Source organism: Pseudomonas sp. LPB0260 (assembly GCF_013388395.1).
The window spans coordinates 4,868,971-4,891,132 of sequence record NZ_CP058247.1 but is presented as its reverse complement, the minus strand read 5'-3'; the positions used below and the strand labels follow the sequence as shown (position 1 = coordinate 4,891,132).

19 protein-coding genes are annotated in these 22,162 nt (G+C 67.4%); 9 read left to right on the top strand and 10 right to left on the bottom strand.

Going from position 1 to position 22,162, the window contains the following annotated elements; genetic code table 11:
* Positions 1–63 precede the first annotated feature (63 nt).
* The 4 genes from LPB260_RS21865 to LPB260_RS21850 form a co-directional block, all read right to left on the bottom strand.
* Entirely contained in the window at positions 64–3,387 is a 3,324-nt protein-coding gene (locus tag LPB260_RS21865; RefSeq protein ID WP_208707959.1) for an EAL domain-containing protein, read from the bottom strand.
* A gap of 400 nt (positions 3,388–3,787) precedes the next feature.
* Positions 3,788–4,198, bottom strand: a complete 411-nt coding sequence (locus LPB260_RS21860; RefSeq protein WP_208707958.1) for an HPF/RaiA family ribosome-associated protein — start codon at positions 4,196–4,198, stop codon at positions 3,788–3,790.
* A gap of 237 nt (positions 4,199–4,435) precedes the next feature.
* The gene (locus LPB260_RS21855) at positions 4,436–4,777 is read right to left on the bottom strand and encodes a cupin domain-containing protein (RefSeq protein ID WP_208707957.1); all 342 of its coding nucleotides are present in this window, start codon (positions 4,775–4,777) and stop codon (positions 4,436–4,438) included.
* A 372-nt stretch (positions 4,778–5,149) separates the two neighbouring features.
* Entirely contained in the window at positions 5,150–5,311 is a 162-nt protein-coding gene (locus LPB260_RS21850; RefSeq protein WP_208707956.1) for a hypothetical protein, read from the bottom strand.
* Positions 5,312–5,551: 240 nt separating this feature from the next.
* Between LPB260_RS21850 and LPB260_RS21845 the strand changes: the two genes are divergently transcribed.
* The 4 genes from LPB260_RS21845 to LPB260_RS21830 are packed head-to-tail and all read left to right on the top strand — an operon-like array spanning position 5,552 to position 9,014.
* Positions 5,552–6,697 carry an ABC transporter permease gene (locus LPB260_RS21845; protein ID WP_208707955.1) on the top strand — a complete coding sequence of 382 codons (1,146 nt, stop codon included), beginning with the start codon at positions 5,552–5,554 and terminating at the stop codon, positions 6,695–6,697.
* Entirely contained in the window at positions 6,694–7,482 is a 789-nt protein-coding gene (locus LPB260_RS21840; protein WP_208707954.1) for an ABC transporter ATP-binding protein, read from the top strand. The genes LPB260_RS21845 and LPB260_RS21840 overlap by 4 nt, the downstream gene beginning before the upstream one ends.
* A complete protein-coding gene (locus tag LPB260_RS21835) occupies positions 7,483–8,400 on the top strand; it encodes an MlaD family protein (RefSeq protein ID WP_208707953.1) in 918 nt (305 codons plus the stop codon). It abuts the gene before it with no gap.
* Positions 8,397–9,014, top strand: coding sequence for an ABC-type transport auxiliary lipoprotein family protein (locus tag LPB260_RS21830; protein WP_208707952.1), 618 nt, complete (start codon positions 8,397–8,399; stop codon positions 9,012–9,014). Before LPB260_RS21835 ends, LPB260_RS21830 begins: the two co-directional genes overlap by 4 nt.
* Here LPB260_RS21830 and LPB260_RS21825 read toward each other — a convergent pair.
* Positions 9,011–10,957, bottom strand: a complete 1,947-nt coding sequence (locus tag LPB260_RS21825) for an ATP-dependent DNA helicase RecQ (protein ID WP_208707951.1) — start codon at positions 10,955–10,957, stop codon at positions 9,011–9,013. The genes LPB260_RS21830 and LPB260_RS21825 overlap by 4 nt on opposite strands.
* Positions 10,958–11,129: 172 nt before the next feature.
* Between LPB260_RS21825 and LPB260_RS21820 the strand changes: the two genes are divergently transcribed.
* Entirely contained in the window at positions 11,130–11,888 is a 759-nt protein-coding gene (locus tag LPB260_RS21820; RefSeq protein WP_208707950.1) for an ABC transporter substrate-binding protein, read from the top strand.
* A gap of 184 nt (positions 11,889–12,072) precedes the next feature.
* Here LPB260_RS21820 and LPB260_RS21815 read toward each other — a convergent pair whose 3' ends face one another.
* Together LPB260_RS21815 and hslO are read right to left on the bottom strand one after the other, a co-directional pair.
* The gene (locus tag LPB260_RS21815) at positions 12,073–13,614 is read right to left on the bottom strand and encodes a phosphoenolpyruvate carboxykinase (protein ID WP_208707949.1); all 1,542 of its coding nucleotides are present in this window, start codon (positions 13,612–13,614) and stop codon (positions 12,073–12,075) included.
* Positions 13,615–13,772: 158 nt separating this feature from the next.
* Positions 13,773–14,666, bottom strand: coding sequence for an Hsp33 family molecular chaperone HslO (hslO, locus tag LPB260_RS21810; protein WP_208707948.1), 894 nt, complete (start codon positions 14,664–14,666; stop codon positions 13,773–13,775).
* Positions 14,667–14,763: 97 nt separating this feature from the next.
* Between hslO and LPB260_RS21805 the strand changes: the two genes are divergently transcribed.
* On the top strand, positions 14,764–15,594 hold the full coding sequence (locus tag LPB260_RS21805; protein WP_208707947.1) for a phosphatase PAP2 family protein: 831 nt from the start codon (positions 14,764–14,766) through the stop codon (positions 15,592–15,594).
* On the opposite strand, the gene LPB260_RS21800 is transcribed toward LPB260_RS21805, so the two are convergent.
* Positions 15,582–15,980 carry an RNA-binding S4 domain-containing protein gene (locus LPB260_RS21800; RefSeq protein ID WP_208707946.1) on the bottom strand — a complete coding sequence of 133 codons (399 nt, stop codon included), beginning with the start codon at positions 15,978–15,980 and terminating at the stop codon, positions 15,582–15,584. The genes LPB260_RS21805 and LPB260_RS21800 overlap by 13 nt on opposite strands.
* Positions 15,981–16,129: 149 nt before the next feature.
* Between LPB260_RS21800 and LPB260_RS21795 the strand changes: the two genes are divergently transcribed.
* On the top strand, positions 16,130–16,564 hold the full coding sequence (locus LPB260_RS21795) for an ATP-dependent zinc protease (protein ID WP_256625651.1): 435 nt from the start codon (positions 16,130–16,132) through the stop codon (positions 16,562–16,564).
* Positions 16,561–17,466, top strand: coding sequence for a 30S ribosomal protein S6--L-glutamate ligase (gene rimK / locus LPB260_RS21790; RefSeq protein ID WP_208707944.1), 906 nt, complete (start codon positions 16,561–16,563; stop codon positions 17,464–17,466). The genes LPB260_RS21795 and rimK overlap by 4 nt, the downstream gene beginning before the upstream one ends.
* 37 nt (positions 17,467–17,503) lie before the next feature.
* Here rimK and LPB260_RS21785 read toward each other — a convergent pair whose 3' ends face one another.
* Complete coding sequence (locus tag LPB260_RS21785) at positions 17,504–18,817, bottom strand: ATP-binding protein (protein ID WP_208707943.1); 1,314 nt, start codon at positions 18,815–18,817, stop codon at positions 17,504–17,506.
* 58 nt (positions 18,818–18,875) lie between these two features.
* A complete protein-coding gene (gene ompR, locus LPB260_RS21780; protein WP_208707942.1) occupies positions 18,876–19,610 on the bottom strand; it encodes a two-component system response regulator OmpR in 735 nt (244 codons plus the stop codon).
* 223 nt (positions 19,611–19,833) lie between these two features.
* On the opposite strand from ompR, the gene LPB260_RS21775 reads away from it, so the two are divergent.
* Complete coding sequence (locus LPB260_RS21775) at positions 19,834–22,161, top strand: Tex family protein (protein WP_208707941.1); 2,328 nt, start codon at positions 19,834–19,836, stop codon at positions 22,159–22,161.
* Position 22,162 lies beyond the last annotated feature (1 nt).

Below are 22,162 nucleotides of genomic sequence, written 5' to 3'. Positions count from 1 at the left end.
ACCGCCGGGACGCCGGACCGCCGGAGCCCGCGCACAGGCGGCGCCGCCGGCAGTCGAGGCGCCTCAATCGGCGAAGCTGACGGCGCTGAAGCCTTGCTCGAACTCCGCCAGGCACTGCGGCCGGCCATACAGATAGCCCTGGTAGTGGTTGCAGCCGATCTCGTGCAGCAAGGCGCGCTGCGCCTGGGTCTCGACCCCCTCGGCGATCACGTCCAGGCCCATGGTCTCGGCCAGGGCGACGATGGTCTGGGCGATGGCCAGGTCGTTGCTGTCGCGGAGGATGTCGCGCACGAAGCTCTGGTCGATCTTCAGCTGGTTGAGCGGCAGCCGCTTCAGGTAGGTCAGCGACGAGTAGCCGGTGCCGAAGTCATCCAGGGAAAAGATCACGCCGTGGCGACGGATCGCCGCCATCTGCGCGGTGATCCGGTGGATGTCGCTGGCCAGCAGGCTCTCGGTGATTTCCAGCTTGAGCCGCGCCGGATTGGCGCCTGTCTCCCGCAGCACGGCGAGCACCGTCTGCTCCAGGTCCTCGCGGAGAAACTGCGCCACGCTGATGTTCACCGCGATGGTCAGCGCCGATTTCCGCGCGTCCGCCGCCCAGCGCGCCAGGCAGCGGCACGCCTCCTCCAGCGCCCAGCGACCGATGGGCACGATCAGCCCGGTTTCCTCGGCCACCGGAATGAAGTTCGCCGGGGATACGAATCCCTGCTGCGGGTGGCGCCAGCGCAACAGCACCTCGGCGCCGACGGTGGCCCCGGACTGATCGACCTGGCGCTGGTAGTAGAGCTCGAACTGGCGCTGCTGCAGGGCATCGTGGAGATCCCTTTCCAGACTGATCCGGGTCATCGCCGCGACCTGCATCGCCGGATCGAAGAAGCGGATGCTGTTGCGGCCCGAGGCCTTGGCCTGATACATCGCCATGTCGGCCTGCTTGAGCACATCCTCGCTGCTGGAGCTGCCCTGGAACAGGGTGACGCCGATACTCGGGGTGCTGTGATACTCGTTACCCGCCAGGTCGAAACTTCTGCTCAGCGCCGCGAGGACTTTCTGCGCGATATGCTCGGCATGGTTCACCGTCTCGTCCACATCGGCGCCGAGCTCCTCGATCATCACCACGAACTCGTCGCCGCCCAGGCGCGATACCGTATCGCCCTCCCTGACCGCGCGGCGCAGGCGCTCGGCCACCTGTTGCAGCAGCAGGTCGCCCTGGGCATGCCCGGCGGTGTCGTTGAGCTTCTTGAAATTGTCCAGGTCGAGGAACAGCAAGGCGCCGTAGCGCCGGTGCCGCTTGCTGGCCGCCAGGGCCTGCTCCAGTCGGTCCAGCAGCAGCCGGCGGTTGGGCAGCATGGTCAGGGCGTCGTAGAAGGCCAGCTGGCGAATCTCATGCTCGTCCTGGCGGCGCTGGGTGATGTCGCGCACTATCACGATGAACAGCAGCTCGCTGTCCTGCTGAACCTGTGACACCCCTATTTCCGCGGGGAATCGCTGGCCGTTCGCGCGCACGCCGTCCAGCTGCAACTGGGTCCCGGCGATGCCGCGCATATAGTTGGCCAGGTAGTTCTTCACGTAGAAGTCCTGGCGCGGGTGGTGGTGCTCCGGCATCAGCATGCTGATGTTCTCCCCCAGCACCTGGGCAGCGGAGTAGCCGAAGATCCCTTGCGCCGCGGCGTTGAACGACTTGATCGTGCCTTTGGCGTCGATCGAGATGACGCCATCGAGCATGTTGTCGACGATGACCCGCATGCGCTCGGACTGCTCGCGCAGACTCTGCTCGGCGTGCACCTGGCTACTGATGTCGAAGTGCGTGCCCAGCATGACCTCGATCTTGCCGGCCGCCGTCCGGGCCACCACGCGCCCGCGCATGTTGATCCACACCCAGCGTCCATCGGCGTGACGCATGCGCACATTGGCCTGGAAGTAATCCTCGGATTGCCGGCCAAAACCCTGCAGAAGCGCCTTGCACTGGGCGACATCCTCGGGGTGGGTCAGGCGCTCCCAGGTGTCCATGCTGATCGGCTGCAATTGCTCGAGCGTATAGCCGAGCAGGCCAGCCCAGATACGGTTGACGGTCAGCTCGCCGGTCTTGAGGTTGACCTTCCAGGTGCCGATGCTGTTGGCGTCCACCACGGCGCCGAGCAGGCGCTCGCTGTTGGCGATCCGCTCGGCGTCGCGCTTCTCCTGGGTAACGTCGGACTCGATGGCGATAAAGCCGTCGAAGTTGCCGTGGCGGTCGAGCAGGGGGTTGCAGGCGATGCGCACCCAGTAGGCCGCGCCGTTCTTGTGGTAGTTGAGTACGTCGAGCTTGAAGCTGCGCCGCGCCCGCAAGGCCTGGCGCATGTGCACAACCGCGTCGGGGTCGGTGTCCGGCCCCTGCAGGAGATCGCCGGGACGCCGCCCGAGCATCTCGTCGAGGGTGAAGCCGGTGAGCTGGGCAAACGCCTCGTTGATCCACACCACCCGACCATCCGCTGCGCAGATCACCACGCCATTGGTGGTCTGCCGGGCCACCTCGGACAGGCGCCCCAGCTCGGCCTGGGCGCGGGTGATGTGCGAGGTGTTGCGCACGATCAGCACCGCCTCGTCGGGATCGATACGGGTGATTCTCGCTTCGAAGCTGGCGCGCCCAGCGGCGACCTCCAGCTCGTAGTCGAAGCAGACCAGTCGCCCCGTGGCGAAGGCCTCGTCGAGCTTGCTGGAAAGGACCTGGGCAGCGGCGGGCGGCAGCACCTCGGCGAGCGTGCGGCCGATCAGCTGTTCGGGCGCCGCCGGCAGGTCCGGATGCTCCATGCACTCGATCAGCCGGGTGTCGCGACTCACCAGCAGGACGATGTCGGGCAGGGCCTGCAGCACCGCCGCACTGCGCTCGCGGCTGACGGCCAGCTGTCGCTGCAGGGCGTTGTCGCTGAGCAGGTTGATCTCCTGCTCGACGCAATCGGCGAAGTCGCGCAGCGCCCGCCGCTGCGCCGCACTCAGCCGCCGGGGCCGGCTGTCGACCAGGCACAGGGTGCCGAGCGCATGGCCGCTACGCGACCTGATTGGCGCACCGGCATAGAAGCGGACGAAGGGCGCAGCGGTCACCACCGGGCTGTCGGCGAAGCGCGGGTCGAGCAGGGTATCGGGAACCTCGAGAATATCGGTGCCGAGAATGGCATGGGCGCAGAAGGAAAGGCGCCTGGGGGTCTGCTCCTCGTCCAGCCCGTGCCTGGACTTGAACCATTGCCGCTCAGCATCGACGAGGGACACCAGGCAGATGCCCACGTCGAAGAATTGGGCGGCGAGCCTGGTGATCCGGTCGAAGCGCTCCTCGGCCGGGGAGTCCAGCAGGCCAGTGGCCTGGAGCGCGGCCATGCGCTCGGATTCGTTGTTCGGCAGCTCTGGTTCTTTCATTGTTATCACCTGCTGCTCTATAGATCGACTAAACCCTCGAGCCATGACCGCCAGTTGGAGCACAAGACGGCGGACCTGGCGTAAACAAAGTTACGCAAATTATTGACGCCATGATTATGCCATTCATGACAGATGACGCCACAGTGCGTCGGTCCTTGCTCGGCCAGGCACCACGCGGCGCTCCCGCGGGCGCCGCTCGGCTATGTACGCGCCCCGCACAGTGTCTGCAGTTCGGTGCGTAAGGCGTCAACCCGTCAATGGTCGTAGCACCGAAGGGAACACTTCCATGGGTGCAGCGGAGGTCCTGCCCAGGGAACGACGCGGCGGCCCATGAAAAAGGGGTTCCCACCTGCGTGGGAACCCCTCTTGCTAATCAGTTGGATAACTGGGAAGGGGCGCGTTACGCCCGGTCCAACTCTTCCTGCTTGGCCAGAAACTCTTCCTGCAGCAAGGCGTCGACCGGCTCCTCTTCGCCGTTATCGAGGCGTTTGGCCGAGGTCGCCCTGGCCTCCAGCTTGCCGACCAGATGCTCGAGCGCGTGACGCATTTTTTCGCTGGCGCCGTCGACGGCCTGCTCCAGGTCCTGAGCCTTGTGGGTCACCGAGATCGCCTGCTGCCCCTTGGGGCGGGCCTCGATCTGGCAGCGCTTGTCATCCGGCCCGGACTTGTGGGCGTTCTCGTCGCTGATGTGCACTTCTATGCGGGTAAGCAGATCGGAGTAGCGCTCGAGCCTGTCGGTTAGGGTCGAACCTATCCACTTCTGAAGTCGGGCGTCGCCTTCGATCTGATGAATGTTCACTTGTACTTGCATAGGGCTTCCTCGTTTTGACCTGGGTGTTCGTTCGAGGTGTTGCGGGGCCGGGGTTACAGTCGATTGCATGCCCTCCTGTCGCGGCGCCGGCTGCGTGGGACTGCAGCGCACGGCTCTAGCCAGATGCAATCGGCCAACAAACACCGACGCCTCCATGATTAACAGATGCGCGCCGAACAAGCCAGTGCCGCAAGCGGCCGACCCGCAATCGCCGGGCCGGACGCTTCGGCCAGCCAATCAGGCGAAGACGAAGTACTTGCGCACGGTCTCGACCACTTCCCAGGTGCCGGTCATGCCCGGCTCGACCACGAAGATATCGCCGGCCTTGAGGTGGATCGGCTCCTGACCGTCCGGGGTGATGATGCAGTAGCCTTCCTGGAAGTGGCAGTACTCCCACTTGTCGTAGGCCACCCGCCACTTGCCGGGGGTGCAGATCCAGGTGCCCATGATCTTCTTGCCGTCTTCCGAGGTGTAGGCATTAAGGTTGACGGTGTGCGGGTCGCCGCCGATGCGCTCCCACTTGCAGGCGTCGAGGACCGGGACGGGGGTGGTGTCGCGAAGAACGGTGATCGGTTGCATGTCTGCTCCACGTTGTCGGGCTGAAATAGCACCCGGCTAAGCTAGCGCTGCAACGCGTGACGCGAATGTCTGAAGTCGACCCCCAACTGCCTGGAAACGCGCAGCCCATCGACCGCCCACCATCGAGCTCTCCGCCGGCCACAAGCGCCAACGAAAAAGGGCACGCCCGCGGCATGCCCTTTTTTGTTCGAGTTGCACGGTCGATGTTCACCCCAGCGAAGCCGGCATCCGCTGCGGGCGCCGCGACCGGGCTAATGCGTCGGGGTTAGGAAGATCTCGCGGTCGCAGCTGCGCGAGTATTGCATCGGCCGGAGCGAGCGCCGAGGCGCCGCCGGCCATAGGCCAGGGTGCATCAGCGCTCGGGAGGGGAAGTCAGGCGGCGAGGTCTTCGCTGATCAGCATGCCGTGGTTGACCACCCAGCTCTTGCGGCCCTTGCGCAGCGCCAGCGGATTGCGGCCGGCAATGACCCAGCCCTTGCCGAGCAGTTGGTCGATGTGCGCGCGTAGCGCCGGGAGTTTGCGTTGTTCTTTCATGGTCGAGTCCTTTCTTCCATTGCCAATCGAACAGGTGGGTCGGCCGTGCAGCAGGCCGAGTTGTGACGCACGTCGCGCAGGATAGCCGACCCGCCGCCGCCGGCAAAGTCCCCCAATCGGGTGAGCGCAGGACTCATCGGCCGGCAAGCAAGTGCCCTGGCCACGGCGCCATCGATAGCCCCGCATGCCGTCGAACCGTCGAACCGTCGCAGGTGACCACCGCGAACTAAGCTTGGGCCTATGAGCACCACCCCGTACATCACCCCGTGCCAGTCGCGCGGTAGGCACGCCGCACCGGGCCTGCGGATCGGCGGCGACTGGACCCTGGTCCATTACACCGCACTGCAAGCCCAGGTGCAGGCGCTGCGCGGCAGCCTGCCGGACGCCGCGGCGGTCGAGCTGGGCGGACTGGGCGCGCTCGACACCGCCGGCGCGGCGCTGCTGGTCGAACTGCTCGGCAGCCAGCGCCTGGCCGAGCTGGCGGCCAGCGCCCCGGGGCTGCCCGAGGAGCGCCGCGCCCTGCTGCAGGTGGTGTGCCAGGCCATGGCCGGCGTGGCGGGCGGGCAGCCGGCACGGCGGCCCTCGACCCTGCTCGAGCTGCTCGGCACCATAGGCGCGGCCCTCGAGGGGCTGTGGCGACAGAGCGGCGCCCTGCTCGGCTTCATCGGTCTGACCCTGGCCACCCTGTTCGCCACCCTGTGGCGCCCACGTCGCTGGCGCGTCACCTCGCTGGTCGTGCACCTGGAGCAGAGCGGGCTCAACGCGCTGCCCATCGTCGCCCTGCTGACCTTCCTGGTCGGCGCCGTGGTGGCCTTCCTCGGCGCCACCGTGCTCGCCGGTTACGGCGCGACCCTCTATACGGTCAACCTGGTGGCCTTCTCCTTCCTGCGCGAGTTCGGCGTGCTGCTCACCGCGATCCTCATGGCCGGCCGCACGGCCAGCGCCTTCACCGCGCAGATCGGCTCGATGCTGGCCAACGAGGAGATCGACGCGATCCGCGCCCTCGGCCTCAGCCCCCTGGAGTTGCTGGTGCTGCCACGGGTGCTGGCGCTGCTGATCGCCCTGCCGATCCTGACCTTCGTCGCCATGCTCAGCGGCATCCTCGGCGGCGCCGTGGTCTGCGCCCTGAGCCTGGACATCACGCCAAGCATGTACCTGGCCATCCTGCAGGAGAACATCGCCGTGCGGCACTTCCTGGTGGGCATGGCCAAGGCGCCGCTGTTCGCCTTCCTGATCGCGGTGATCGGCTGCCTGGAAGGCTTCAAGGTCACCGGCAGCACCCAGTCGGTGGGCGAACGCACCACCTCCAGCGTGGTCCAGTCGATCTTCGTGGTGATCGTGCTGGACGCCGTGGCTGCGCTGTTCCTGATGGAGATGGGCTGGTGAGCGCCGAGCCGATCATCGAGGTGCACGACCTGTGCAACCGCTTCGGTACTCAGGTGGTGCACCAGGACCTGCACCTGCAATTGCTGCGCGGCGAGGTGCTCGGCGTGGTCGGCGGCTCGGGCACCGGCAAGTCGGTGCTGCTGCGCAGCATCCTCGGCCTGCGCCAGCCCACTTCCGGCCAGATCCGCGTGTTCGGTGAGGACCTGCTGCACCTGCCGCCGGCCCGGCGCGCGCGCATGGAACGACGCTTCGGTGTGCTGTTCCAGCGCGGCGCGCTGTTCTCCTCGCTGACGGTGACCGAGAACATCGCCCTGCCGCTGATCGAACATGCCGGCCTGCCCCGTCCGGCGGCCGAGCGCCTGGCCCGGGTCAAGCTGGCGCTGGTCGGCCTGCCGCTGGAGGCCGGCGGCAAGTACCCGGGCGAACTGTCCGGCGGCATGGTCAAGCGCGCCGCCCTGGCCCGCGCCCTGGCCATGGACCCGGAGATCCTGTTTCTCGATGAGCCGACCTCGGGCCTCGACCCGATCGGCGCCGGCGCCTTCGACCAGCTGCTGCGCACCCTGCGCGATGCCCTGGGGCTGAGCGTGCTGCTGGTCACCCACGACCTCGACGTGCTTTACAGCCTGTGCGACCGGGTGGCGGTGCTGGCGCGGCAGCGGGTACTGGTGGCCGACCGCCTGGAGCGGGTCGCCGCCTTCGACGACCCGTGGATTCGCGACTACTTTCACGGCCCGCGTGGACGCGCGGCCGAACGGGCCGCCGCCGGCGCGCCGGGGAGCCCTTGAATGGAACCGCGCGCCCACCATGTGCTGATCGGCCTGTTCGCCGTGCTGAGCCTCGCCGCCGCACTGCTGTTCGCCCTGTGGCTGAACAAGTCCACGGTCGACCAGGCGCTCAGCGACTACGTGGTGGTCTTCGACGAGACCGTCAGCGGCCTGTCCAAGGGCAGCGCGGTGCAATACAGCGGCATCACCATCGGCGAGGTGGCCAGCCTTGAGCTCGATCCCGAGGACCCGCGCAAGGTGCACGCGCGCATTCGCGTGCTCAGCCAGGCACCGATCAAGCAGGACACCCGCGCGCGCCTGACGATCACCGGCATCACCGGCATCGCGGTGATCCAGTTGCTCGGCGGCACGCCGCAGAGTCCCAGGCTCCTGGGCGACGGCGAGCAGCCGCCGCAGATCATCGCCGAACGCTCGGTACTGGCACAGCTGATGAGCAATGGCGACGACCTGCTGCTGAGCCTCAGCGGCCTGCTCAAACGCGCCGACCGGCTGCTCTCCGACGCCAATATCGAGCGCGTGTCGCGCACCCTCGAACACCTGGAACGGACCACCGCCAGCGTCGCCGAGCGACGCGACCAGTTGCGCCTGACCCTGCAAGAGTTCGGCGCCGCCAGCCAGGAAACGGCCAAGCTGATGCGCAGCGCCAACCAGCTGCTGGACGGCCCGGGCCGCCAGACCCTGGCCAACACCGAGCGGCTGATGGCCTCGCTGGAGCGCAGCAGCCGGAACCTCGAGCGCCTGCTCGGCGACAATCGCGAGGCGCTCGACAGCGGCCTGCAAGGCCTCGGCGAGCTGGGCCCGGCCATCCACGAGCTGCGCGACACCCTCGGCGCGCTGCGCTCGTTCTCCCGCCGCCTGGAGCAGGACCCCGCCGGCTACCTGCTGCGCGGCGAGCGGCTACAGGAGTTCCAGCCATGAGCCGGATGCTCTGCGCCCTGCTGCTGGGCGGCCTGCTCGGCGCCTGCTCGGTACTGCCCGAAAGCGAACCGCTGGACCTCTATCGCTTGCCGGCCAGCGCCCTGCCCAGCCAGGCGCACGCCGGGGTGCGCAGCGACTGGGCATTGCGGGTCAACACTCCCGCGGCCAGCGCCCTGCTCGACAGCACGCGGATCGCCGTGCTGCCCCAGGGCGACCGGCTCAGCGCCTACCAGGGCGCGCGCTGGGTCGACCGCGCCAGCCTTCTGCTGCGCGACCGGCTGCTAGATGGCTTTCGCGACGACGGCCGACTGGCCGCGCTGAGCAGCGACAGCAGCGGCCTGCGCGCCGACCTCCTGCTGGACAGCGACCTGCGCAGCTTCCAAGGCGACTACCACGGCCAGCGGCCCGAGGCCCACATCCGCCTGGAGGCGCGTCTGGTACAGGGCGGCAGCCGGCGCATCCTCGCCAGCCGCCGTTTCGAAGTGCGCCAGGCGGCGTCCGGGCGCTCGGTGGCGGCGATGGTGAGCGCCCTCGGCGCGGCCGCGGACCGGCTGACCGCGCAGCTGGTGCAGTGGGCCCTGGAACAGGGCCAGGCCACCCGCGCCCGGGATTAGTCGGCAGCCGGCTGCAGCCCGTCCCGCACCCAGTCGCGCACCGCCGCGTAGGGGTAGGCCTGCAGCGCGGCGAAGCCGGGCAGGCTGCGCGCCTTGAGTTTGGTCAGCAGCGGCGCGCTGACGCCACAGAGAAAGCGCGTCAGGCATTCGCCGCTGGGCGCCTCGCCACGGGCCTGGCGGTAGCGCTGGATGAAATCGCCACACAGCCGGTCGAGGTCCTGCCCGGCCAGCGCCGGCAGATCCGGTGGCGGCGGCAGCCGGGCGACCCGGCCGGCGCATACGGAACAGTGGCCGCAGCGCTCCGGCGCCTGCTCGTCGCCGAAGTAGTCGGCCAGGCGCCGGCTCAGGCACTGCGCGCTCTCGAACAGCGCCAGCATGGCCTGGATGCGGGCGATCTCGCTGCCCTCCTGCTGGCGGAAATACCGATGCAGCTCGGCGCCCAGCGCCTCCGGGTCGAAGTGCGGGTCGAGCAGCGCATAGACCTCGGTCATCTGCTTGCTTTCCAGCTCGATCCAGCCCTGTTCCTGAAAATAGTCCAGCGCCTTGACCACCCGGCTGCGCTCGGCCCGGTGCCGCTGATACAGCGCCTCGAAGTCCAGGGTGCACCAGGTGCGTGCCCGCGTCGCGCTGGCGACCAGGGCCTCGACGAACTGCCGGCGCTCGCCGTCGAAGCGGTCCAGCAGGGCTTGCGGCTCGATCAGGTACTTGAAGCGGTACTCGGCGAAATAGGCGTAACGCGGAGCGATGATGCCACGCAGCTCCAGCTGCACCAGCAGGGTCTTGAGCGGCAGCGGGCGGATGTTGCTCTGCTCGCTGAGGGCATTCAGCATCAGCTCCCACTGGCCGTCCTGCGCGCAGCCCAGCAGCTCCTCGAGCACCCGCTCGATGCCCGCAAGCTCCGGGGTGTCGCCGTAGACGAAGTTCTCCAGCAGGCTGAGGCTGTCGCGATTGGCCAGCACCAGGCAGTCCGAGGGGCGGCCGTCGCGCCCGGCACGGCCGATCTCCTGGCTGTAGTTCTCGATCGACTTGGGCAGGTCGAAGTGCACCACATTGCGGATGTCACTCTTGTCGATGCCCATGCCGAAGGCGATGGTGGCGACGATGCAGCTGTCCTGGCCGGCCATGAAGCGGCGCTGGATCGCCTCGCGCTGCTCGTGAGCCATGCCGGCGTGGTAGGCGCTGGCCGCGATGCCGTGCCGGCTCAGGTGCTCGGCGATCTGCTCGGCGCTCTTCTGCTGAGTCACGTAGACGATGCTCGGCTGCCCGGCCCGGGGCGCCAGCCATTCGACCAGGCGGCGGCGCTTGTCGTCGCCGCGCACCGGCTCGACCAGCAGGTTGAGATTGGCCCGGTAGAAGCCGGTGGTGATCACGTCCTGCGCTTCGATGGCGAACTTGCGCTGCATGTCGGCCACCACCTGCGGCGTGGCGGTGGCGGTCAGCAGCAGCACCTGGGGAATGGCGAACTGGCGCTGGTAGTCGGGCAACTTGAGGTAGTCCGGGCGAAAGTTGTGGCCCCACTCGGAGATGCAGTGAGCCTCGTCGACCACCAGCAGGGAGATCGGCACCTGGCCGATGAAGTTACGGAAGCGCTCGTTCTTCAGGCGCTCCACCGAGATCATCAGGATCTTCAGCTCGCCGGCACGGGCGCGCTCCATCACCTCGGCGGTCTGCTCGCGGCTCTGCGCCGAGTCGATGCTGGCGGCATTGATGCCGTGACGGGCGAGAAAGGCCAGCTGGTCCTGCATCAGCGCCAGCAGCGGCGACACCACCAGGGTCAGGTGCGGCAGATGCAGGGCCGGCAGCTGGTAGCACAGCGACTTGCCGGAGCCGGTGGGAAAGATCGCCGCCGCCGAGCGCCCGGCCAGCACCGCGCCGATCGCCGCCTCCTGACCGGGACGCAGTTGGTGAAAGCCGAAGACTTCGGCGAGGCTGTGCAGCAACATCGGGCATTCCTCGTGGCTGGCCGGAAACAGGCGCCCGGCTATTGTAAGAGCATTCCCCGGTGCTGGCCCGGCACACACGCCCAGACAGCCAGAAGCCGGGCGACAGCGGCTTTACCCCAGGTAGATGGCCAACTAACCTTGTGCTGTTGACCACCCGTCAGGGGGACTGCCCATGAAGGCCTGGCTTGTTGTTCTGTTGGGCTTTTCAATCAGCCTGTCGGCCGAGGCTCTGAGCCTCTGCGTCGAAGATGCCGACTACCTGCCCCTGCTGCTCAAACAAGATATCGATGGCCGTTCCGGCCTGCTGCCTGACATCGCCCGCGCCGCGGCGGCCGAACACGCCGAGCCGGTGACGCTGCTGCGCCATCCATGGAAACGCTGCCTCGCCATGCTGCGCAAGAACCAGGTCGATGCCATAGCGGCTGCCTTCTGGTCGAGCGAGCGCGACGCCTGGGGCGCCTTCCCTAAGGCCAATAAACGGGCGCAGTCCGCGCCAGACCCCGAACTGCGCCTGTGGCGCGAGGAGTATCGGGTGTTCGTCCCCTTGGCCGGCGAGCTGCGCTACGATGGCCAGCAGTTCAGCGGTATCAAGACCGGCCTGGGGGCGCCGCCTGGCTATGTGGTCTGGCACAGCCTGAAAAAGGCCGGCGTACTCGACGAGACGGTGCGCTCGGTGAAGATCGGCCTGCAGCTGGTGGCGCTGAACCGCCTGGATGGCTATGTCAGCGAGCGCAGCATCGGCCTCAATATGCTGCGTACCCTGGGCCTCACCGAGCAGGTCAAGCTGCTGCCACAGACGTACTACGAGGATGACTCCTATCTGGTGTTCTCCCACCAGTTTCGGCAACAGAACCCGCAACTGACTCAGGCCATCTGGCAATCCCTGCCGGCGATCCGCGAGCAACAGCTAAGAAAGCTGCTGGCTGAGTAAGCCCCGGCGCCTCCCCCTGCAACGGACAACGGCCGTCGCGAGGCAGACAGTTCAACACCCCGGCGTGATAGGCAGCACAGGCTGTCGACCGATTCACCGCAACAGTTCTTCCGGTGCTGGCTCTACCTGGCAGACGCATACAAAAAAACCGCCCGAAGGCGGTTTTCCGTGACGCGCTGACGGCTTAGAGCTGCGGGCCGGCGTTCTTGATCGCGTCGCTGACCTCGAACTTCTGGAAGTTGTCGATGAACAACTTGGCCAGGGCCTTGGCGGCCTCGTCGTAGGCGTTCTGGTCGGCCCAGGTGTTGCGCGGGTTGAGCAGGTTGGTTTCGACGCCCGGCACCGACTTCGGCACGTTGAGGTTGATGATCGGCAGGTGCTCGGTCTCTGTGCCGATCAGCGCGCCGCTCTGGATGGCGGCGATCACCCCACGGGTGGTGGGGATGTTGAAACGCTTGCCGACGCCATAGCCGCCGCCGGTCCAGCCGGTGTTGACCAGGTAGACCTTGGAGCCGAAGCCGCGGATGCGCTTGATCAGCAGCTCGGCGTACTCGCCGGCCGGGCGCGGGAAGAACGGCGCGCCGAAGCAGGTGGAGAAGGTCGACTTGATGCCGCTGCCCGAGCCCATTTCGGTGGAGCCGACCAGCGCGGTGTAGCCGGACAGGAAGTGGTAGGCGGCCTGCTCTTCGTCGAGGATCGACACCGGCGGCAGCACCCCGGTGAGGTCGCAGGTGAGGAAGATCACCGCGTTCGGCTCGCCGCCGAGGTTGCGCTCGCTGCGCTTCTCGACATGGCTCAGCGGGTAGGCCGCGCGGCTGTTCTGGGTCAGGCTGTCGTCGGCGTAGTCCGGGTTGCGCTGCTCATCGAGCACCACGTTTTCCAGCACGGCGCCGAACTGGATGGCCTTCCAGATCACCGGCTCGTTCTTCTCCGACAGGTCGATGCACTTGGCGTAGCAGCCACCCTCGATGTTGAACACCACGCCCTCGCCCCAGCCGTGCTCGTCGTCGCCGATCAGGTAGCGCGACTCGTCCGCCGACAGGGTGGTCTTGCCGGTGCCGGACAGGCCGAAGAACAGGGTGACGTCGCCGTCCTCGCCGATGTTGGCGGCGCAGTGCATCGGCAGCACGTCGGCGTCCGGCAGCAGGAAGTTCTGCACGCTGAACATCGCCTTCTTCATTTCACCGGCGTAGCGCATGCCGGCGATCAGCACCTTCCTGGCGGCGAAATTGATGATCACGCAACCGTCGGAGTTGGTGCCGTCACGCTCGGGCACGCACTCGAAGTTGGCGACGTTGAGCACCTGCCACTCAGCCTTGGCGGCCGGGTTGTACTGCGCCGGCTCGATGAACAGGCAGCGGCCGAAGAGGTTCTGCCAGGCGGTGGCGGTGGTCATTTTGACCGGCAGGTAGTGCGCTTCGGCGGAGCCTACGTGAACGTGGGAGACGAAGCTGTCCTGGGCATCGGAGAACGCCTGCACACGGTCCCACAGGGCATCGAACTTGTCCGCCGGGAATGGCCGGTTGATCGGGCCCCAGGCGATCTTCGCCTCGGTGCTCGGCTCCTGAACGATGAAGCGGTCGGCCGGCGAGCGGCCGGTGCGCTGGCCGGTGCGGACCACCAGAGAACCGTTGGCGGCCAGTTCGCCTTCGCCGCGACGGAGGGCTTCTTCGACCAGTTGGGCGGCGCTGATGTCGGTGTACACGGCGTTGTTGGCTTGCGTCATGTGAGTCCCCGTCGGCCCGCGGGCCGAGTCTTCCAAACGTTTTGTAGTAAAGGTTTGCGCACTACTACAGCGATAAAAAGTCGCGGGAGTATGCCAGAAAGCACATTCCTTGGCAGTACCCGATCCGCCAAGCGGGCCGATAGGCGCCCGCTATCGCCTCAGTGGCGCGTATCCGAGGGTTCCTCGCTGCCGCCGCCGGCGAACAGCTGGGCGACATCGGCGGCATCGAAACCGTATTGCTGGTTGCAGAACTGGCAGTCGATCACCACCCGCCCGGCATGCTCGCTGAGCAGCAGCTCGGCGTCGGCCTGCCCCAGGCTGATCAGCGCCCGGGCCGAGCGCTCGCGCGAACAGCTGCAGCGAAAGCACAGCTGGCGCGGCTCGAACAGGCGCAGCGCCTCCTCGTGATAGAGGCGGTGCAGCAGGGTTTCGTTGTCCAGGCCGAGCAGTTCCTCGGTGGTCAGGGTACTGGCCAGGGTCACCAGGTGCTGCCAGCTGGCCTCGCGGGCCTCGGCTTCCTTCAGGCGGTCGGCCGGCAGCTGCTGCAGCAGCAGACCGCGGGCGCGCTGACCGTCGGCGCACAGCCAGAAGCGCGTGGGCAGCTGTTCCGAGGTGGCGAAGTAGTTGGTCAGGCAGTCGGCCAGGGTGGCGCCTTCCAGGTCGACGATGCCCTGGTAGCGCTGGCCATTCTTCGGGTCGACGGTGATCGCCAGCACGCCATCGGGCATCAGCTCGGCCAGCCCGGCATCGCTGGCCACCTGCTCGGCGTGGTAGCGGGCAATGCCACGCAACTCGCCATCGCTGGAGCACTCGACCATCAGCAAGGGCACCGCGCCGGACGAGCGCGCCTGCAGCACCAGCAGGCCGTCGAACTTCAGGGTGCCGATCAGCAGCGACGCCGCGGCCAGCAATTCGCCGAGCAACTGGGCGACCGGCTGCGGATAGGGGTGCTTGGCCAGCACATGCTGGTAGCTCGCGCCCAGGCCGACCAGCTCGCCGCGGACATCGGTATCGTCGAACAGGAAACGCTGGGTGTGATCGAAATCGTGCATGGGGCAACCAGATGTGAACAACAGATGACAAAATGGCGCTGCATCTATATAAAGCGCGGCGCCATTACGATCAGGGAAGATTAAGGAGCGACATTCTATGAATAAAGACAACCGTATCCAAGCCACTTGGCGATGGCCGGCCCTGCTCGGTCTCAACCTGCTGGCCGCCGCCTTGCTCGCCAGCTGGTTGCTGCCAGCCACCCGCGCACTGTGGGACGCCGCCGACCTGTGGCTGTTCCAGAGCCTCAATGGCTCGCTCAATCACTACCCGCTATGGGACTGGTTCTGGGCCTTGACCAGCCTGCGCCCCAGCGACGCCTTGATCGGCGGCCTGATGCTCAGCCTGCTGCTGCACACGCGCTGGGCGTTCCGCACAGGCGAGTTGCGCCCGGCGCTGTTCACCTTCATTGCCCTGCTGGTGGTGCTGCTGGTGGTGCGCGTGGTGTTCAGCAAGCTGGTCACCCTGCTCGGATGGCAGCACGAAAGCCCCTCGATGCAGGTGCCTGGCAGCTTCCATCTGAGCGGCGCCTTCCCCGAGCTGGAGCGCCTGTTCGAACTCAAGGACCGCTCCAGCCGCAGCTTCCCCGGCGACCATGCCTCGGTGCTGCTGCTCTGGGGCCTGTTCATGGCCCTGTTCAGCCGTGGCTGGAAGCTGGCGGTGAGCCTGGCACTGGTGGTGCTGTTCATGCTGCCGCGCCTGGTCGCCGGCGCCCACTGGCTGGTGGACGTGGCGGTCGGCGGGCTGTTCATCGCCCTGGTCAGCTTCGCCTGGGGCTACTGCACGCCGCTCGCCGGGCATATCGCCAGGGGCCTGGAATGGGCCTGTCAGCCGCTATGGGCGCCGCTGCAACGGCTGCCGCTGATCAACCGACTGCAGGTGGTTTCGCCGCAGCACACGCCACAGTCGGGCGCGCCTCAGTCGTCCTGACTGCCGCGAAACTGGTGCAGCTGGCGCCGCTGTTTCTTGGTCGGCCGACCATCGGTCTGCACGCCCAGGGCGCCGGCCTTGCGCTGCGCCGCGGCTAGCTCGCGGCGGGCAAGGCTGTCGGCGGTCTCGGTGTACAGCTCCTGGGCCTGCGGCGCCCCCCGCCGCACCACCGACAGCGCCTGGATCACCACCGTACGCTCGTCGAAGCCGCTGCGGATCTGCAGTTCATCGCCGACCTTCGGCTCCTTGCTCGGCTTGCAGCGTTCGCCCCGGCAATGCACCTTGCCGCCCTCGATCGCCGCCTTGGCCAGGGCGCGGGTCTTGTAGAAGCGCGCCGCCCACAGCCACTTGTCCAGGCGCACCCTGTCGTCGTCTTTCTCGCTCATCGCTCTCTCGATCAAAAAATGCTGCCAGGCCACGATTCTGCCTGATGCAGTTGTCCCGGGGCACAACTAGAATGCCGGGACCATAGGCCAGTCAGGCCCAACGGAATCTGCCCAGTGTGAAGACCTTCGACCATCTCAGCGTGATCGGCCTGCGCGAATGGATCAACCTGCCGGAACTGGGCATGGTCGGCCTGCGCGCGAAGATCGACACCGGCGCCAGCACCTCCTGCCTGCACGCCAGCGATATCCAGCCGTTCGAGCGCGACGGCGCCGACTGGGTGCGCTTCACCGCGCACCTCGGCACCCTGGTGCAGCGGCGCCATCGCTGCGAGGCGCCGCTGGTGGCGGTCAAGCGCATCAAGAGCTCCACCGGCCACGTGCAGAGCCGCTACACGATCCGTACCCTGCTGATCCTCGGCGACCGCCACTGGCCGGTGGAATTCACCCTGACCTGCCGCAAGACCATGCGCTACCGCGTGCTGCTCGGCTCCAAGGCGCTGATCGACGGCCAGCTGGTGGTCAACCCGGCGCTGACCTATGTTCAAGACAAACCCTCGCTTCTCGACCTTCCGGGTGCCCCATGAAAATCGCTGTCCTGTCGCGCAACCCGCGCCTCTATTCCACCCGCCGCCTGGTCGAAGCCGGGCAGCAGCGCGGCCACGAGATGGTGGTGATCGACACCCTGCGCGCCTACATGAACATCGCCAGCCACAAGCCGCAGATCCACTATCGCGGCCAGCCGCTGGAAGGCTTCGATGCGGTGATTCCGCGCATCGGCGCCTCGGTGACCTTCTACGGCTGCGCGGTGCTGCGCCAGTTCGAGATGATGGGGGTGTTCCCGCTCAACGAATCAGTGGCCATCACCCGCTCGCGGGACAAGCTGCGCTCGCTGCAGTTGCTCTCGCGCAAGGGCATCGGCCTGCCGGTGACCGGCTTCGCCCACTCGCCGGACGACATCCCCGACCTGATCCAGATGGTCAACGGCGCGCCGCTGATCATCAAGGTACTGGAGGGCACCCAGGGCATCGGCGTGGTCATGTGCGAAACCCAGAAGGCCGCCGAGTCGGTGATTGAGGCCTTCATGGGCCTCAAGCAGAACATCATGGTGCAGGAGTACATCAAGGAGGCCGGCGGCGCCGACATCCGCTGCTTCGTGGTCGGCGACAAGGTCATCGCGGCGATCAAGCGGCAGGCCAAGCCGGGCGAGTTCCGCTCCAACCTGCACCGCGGCGGCGAGGCCAGCCTGATCAAGATCACCCCGGAGGAGCGCATGACCGCCCTGCGCGCGGCCAAGGTCATGGGTCTGTCGGTCGCCGGGGTGGACATCCTGCGCTCCCACCACGGCCCCCTGGTGATGGAGGTGAACTCCTCCCCAGGCCTGGAGGGCATCGAAACCACCACCAGCAAGGACGTCGCCGGGATGATCATCGAGTACATGGAAAAGACCGCCATGCCGCACCTGACCCGCACCAAGGGCCGCGGCTAGCCCCGCCTCCAGGGTCGCTGCAGCGCTCTGCCGGCGCTCACGCCGCGTCGCGCGGCAGCAGCAGGCCCAGCGGCAGGCACACCCGCGCTTCCAGACCGCCGCCGGAGCGGTTGCGCAGCTCGACGCTGCCGCCGTGCAGGGCGGCGATGCGCTTGACGATGGCCAGGCCGAGCCCGGCGCCCTGCCCACCGCGGGCACGGTCGCCGCGAATGAAGGGATTGAAGATGCTGCTCAGTTCCGCCGGATCGATGCCCGTGCCACGGTCGAGCACGCTCAGCACCACGTAGGGCGCGTTGTGCGTGCCGGACAGCGAGGCGGCCACCTCCACCGCATCGCCGCCGTAGCGCAGGGCGTTTTCGATCAGGTTGACCAGCAGGCGCTTGATCGACACCCGGCGCACGGGAATCACCGGCAGCGGCTCCAGGCACAGGCGCACCAGCTCCCGCTGCTGGTTGTAGGGTGCGACCACCTCGCGGATCAGCTCGCGCAGGTCGATCTCTTCCAGGGGCTCGTCGCGCCCGTCGCGGATAAAGGCGAGGAACTGGTCGAGAATCGCATCCATGTCCTCGATGTCGCGGACCATGTCGTCGGTCAGCTCCGAGTCGCTGTTGAGGAACTCCATGGACAGGCGCAGGCGGGTCAGCGGCGTGCGCAGGTCGTGGGACACCCCGGCGAGCATCAGCTCACGCTCGCGCGCCGCCTGTTCGACATCCTCGGCCATCTGGTTGAAGGCGCGGTAGACCTCGGTCATCTCGCTCGGCGTGTCGCTCACCGGCAGGCGCACGCTGCGCCCCTGGCCGATCTGCCGGGCGGCGAACACCAGGCGCTTGAGCGGCGCGCTCAGCTGGCGCACGAAGATCCAGGCCGCGGCGGTGGACAGCAGGCCGATGCCGAGGAACCAACCGAGCACGCTCCAGATCCGCTGGCCGCGCAGCGGGTGCGGATACAGCGGTACCCGCAGCCAGTCCTCGCCCAGCGCCGGCGCCCGCACCCAGAGCGCCGGCGGGCTCTTGGCACGCACCCGCACCTCGGTATCCGGGCCCAGTTCGGCCTGCATCTGGCGCTGGAAGATCTCGCTGTAGGGCCAGTGCTGCTCGCTGGCCGGCACCCGATGCTCGGCCACCCGTTTGAGGCCGGCGGCGCGGGCGATGGTCTGGCGATCCTCCGGGTCGGCCGCCCAGTAGGCGCGCAGGGTCAGGGCCGCGCCGTGGCTGTACTGGCGGTCGACCAGCACGTCCTCGTTCATCATCAGATAGACCAGGGTCAGTGCCTTGGAAAACAGCACCACCACCAGCACCAGCCAGAGGGTGCGGGCGAAGAAGCTTTGCGGGAACCACAGCGGGGTCTTCATGGCTGTTCGACGACCGCCTGACGGCGGCCCGCAACGCAAAAGAAGGGAGCGCCCGGCACTACTTGTTACCGTCCGGGACGAAGACATAGCCCACGCCCCAGACCGTCTGGATATAGCGCGGCTTGGACGGGTCCGGTTCGATCAGCCGGCGCAGGCGTGAGATCTGCACGTCGATGGAGCGCTCCAGGGCGTCCCACTCGCGGCCGCGGGCCAGGTTCATCAGCTTGTCGCGGGTCAGCGGCTCGCGGGCATGCTGCACCAGGGCCTTGAGCACGGCGAACTCGCCGGTGGTGAGCATGTGCACTTCCTCGCCCTTCTTCAGCTCGCGGGTGGCCAGCGACAGCTGGTAGTCGCCGAAGCTCACCGTCTCGTCCTCGCTGCCCGGCGCGCCCGGCACCACCGGCGCCTGGCGGCGCAGCACGGCCTTGATCCGCGCCAGCAGCTCGCGCGGGTTGAACGGCTTGGCCAGGTAGTCGTCGGCGCCCAGTTCCAGGCCCTGGATGCGGCTGGCCTCGTCGCCCTTGGCGGTGAGCATGATGATCGGCACCTGGTTGTTGCTCTCGCGCAGGCGGCGGCAGGCGGACAGGCCGTCCTCGCCGGGCAGCATCAGGTCGAGCACCACCAGGTTGAACAGCTCGCGCGACAGCAGGCGGTCCATCTGCTCGACGTTCTCCACCGTGCGCACCCGGTAGCCCTGCTCGTCGAAGAAGCGCTCGAGCAGGCGACGCAGGCGGGCGTCGTCGTCGACGACGAGGATTTTCTCGCCTTCAAGGGAGGGGGCGGTGCTACTCATAGAGGCTCCTTGACCGGGGATCTGTCTGGCCCGAGGGAGGCGCAGACAGCTTGCATGCTCGGCATTATGGCTCAGCCACCGGGCGCGGCGGGCCGGCCATTGTTAGCAGATTTTTCCCCGAACGGTTCCCAGCAGCCTGGCGGGCGGTGTTTATAATGCGCCGCTTCTTGTCTGGCCCGTGGTCTGCGTGGCCGGTTTTTCGTTTCAGTGTGGGTAGCTCTATATGGACAGCATCAACAACCGCATCGCCGAAGAACTGGGCGTGCGCCCGCAACAGGTCGCCGCCGCCGTGGCGCTGCTCGACGAAGGCTCGACCGTGCCCTTCATCGCCCGCTACCGCAAGGAAGTCACCGGCAGCCTGGACGACACCCAGCTGCGCCATCTGGAAGAGCGCCTGCGCTACCTGCGCGAGCTGGACGATCGCCGCGCCAGCATCCTCGCCAGCATCGAGGAGCAGGGCAAGCTGACCCCGGAACTGGCCCGCGAGATCAACCTGGCCGACACCAAGACGCGCCTCGAAGACCTCTACCTGCCCTACAAGCAGAAGCGCCGCACCAAGGGCCAGATCGCCCTGGAAGCCGGTCTCGGCGAACTGGCCGATGCGCTGTTCAACGACCCGAGCCTGACCCCGGACCAGGAAGCCGCACGCTTTGTCGACGCGGAAAAGGGCTTCGCCGACGTCAAGGCGGTGCTGGAAGGCGCCAAGTACATCCTCATGGAGCGCTTCGCCGAGGACGCCACTCTGCTCAGCAGCCTGCGCAGCTTCCTCAAGGACCACGCCACCCTCAGCGCCCGGGTGGTGGCCGGCAAGGAAGAGGAAGGCGCCAAGTTCCGCGACTACTTCGAACACGACGAGCCGCTCAAGAGCGCGCCGTCGCACCGCGCCCTGGCGATCTTCCGCGGGCGCAACGAGGGCATCCTCAGCGCCAGCCTGAAGGTCGGCGAGGAACTGCCCGGCACCCTGCATCCGTGCGAGGTGATGATCGCCGAACGCTTCGGCCTCGAGCAGCGCGGCCGCGCCGCCGACAAGTGGCTGGGCGAGGTGGTGCGCTGGACCTGGAAGGTCAAGCTCTATACCCACCTGGAAACCGACCTGCTCGGCGAGCTGCGCGAAGCGGCTGAAGACGAAGCCATCAATGTCTTTGCGCGCAACCTGCACGACCTGCTGCTGGCCGCCCCGGCCGGCCCGCGCGCCACCCTGGCGCTGGACCCGGGTCTGCGCACCGGCTGCAAGGTGGCGGTCGTGGATGCCACCGGCAAGGTACTGGAAACCGCCACCGTGTATCCGCATGCGCCGCGCAATGACTGGGACGGCACCCTGGCGGTCCTCGCCAAGCTGTGCGCCAAGCACGCCGTCGACCTGATCTCGATCGGCAACGGTACTGCGAGCCGCGAGACCGACAAGCTGGCCGCCGAGCTGATCAAAAAACTGCCGGGCCTCAAGCTGACCAAAGTGATGGTCAGTGAAGCCGGCGCCTCGGTGTACTCCGCCTCGGAGCTGGCCGCCAGAGAATTTCCGGACATGGATGTCTCGCTGCGCGGCGCGGTGTCCATTGCCCGCCGCCTGCAGGACCCGCTGGCCGAGTTGGTGAAGATCGACCCGAAATCCATCGGCGTCGGCCAGTACCAGCACGACGTCTCCCAGCTCAAGCTGGCGCGCAGCCTCGATGCCGTGGTGGAGGACTGCGTGAACGCCGTCGGCGTCGACGTCAACACCGCTTCCGCCGCCCTGCTGGCGCGCATCTCCGGGCTCAACGCGACCCTGGCGCAGAACATCGTCGCGCACCGCGACGCCAACGGCGCGTTCAAGACCCGCGACGAACTGAAGAAGGTCTCGCGCCTGGGCGAGAAGACCTTCGAACAGGCCGCCGGCTTCCTCCGCGTGATGAACGGCGACAACCCGCTGGACGCCTCGGCGGTGCACCCGGAAACCTATCCGCTGGTGCAGCGCATCGCCGCCGACACCGGCCGCGACATCCGCTCGCTGATCGGCGATGCGGCCTTCCTCAAGCGCCTCGACCCCAAGCAGTTCACCGACGAGCGCTTCGGCCTGGTGACCATCGGCGACATCCTCGCCGAGCTGGAGAAGCCCGGCCGTGACCCGCGCCCGGAGTTCAAGACCGCCGCGTTCCAGGAAGGCGTCGAGACCCTCAAGGACCTGCAGCTGGGAATGATCCTCGAGGGCGTGGTGACCAACGTCACCAACTTCGGCGCCTTCGTCGACATCGGCGTGCACCAGGACGGTCTGGTGCACATCTCGGCGCTGTCGGAGAAGTTCATCAAGGACCCGCACGAGGCGGTCAAGGCCGGCGACGTGGTCAAGGTCAAGGTGATGGAGGTGGACATCCCGCGCAACCGCATCGCCCTGTCCATGCGCATGGGCGACACCCCCGGCGAGAAGGTCGACGGGACGCGTGGCGGGCAATCCCGCGGTGGCGGCAAGCGTGGCAACACGCCGCGCAGCGAGCGCCATTCCAGCCAGGACAAGCCGGCCGAGGGCAACAATGCCATGGCCGCGCTGTTCGCCAACGCCAAGCAATTGAGGAAGTAAG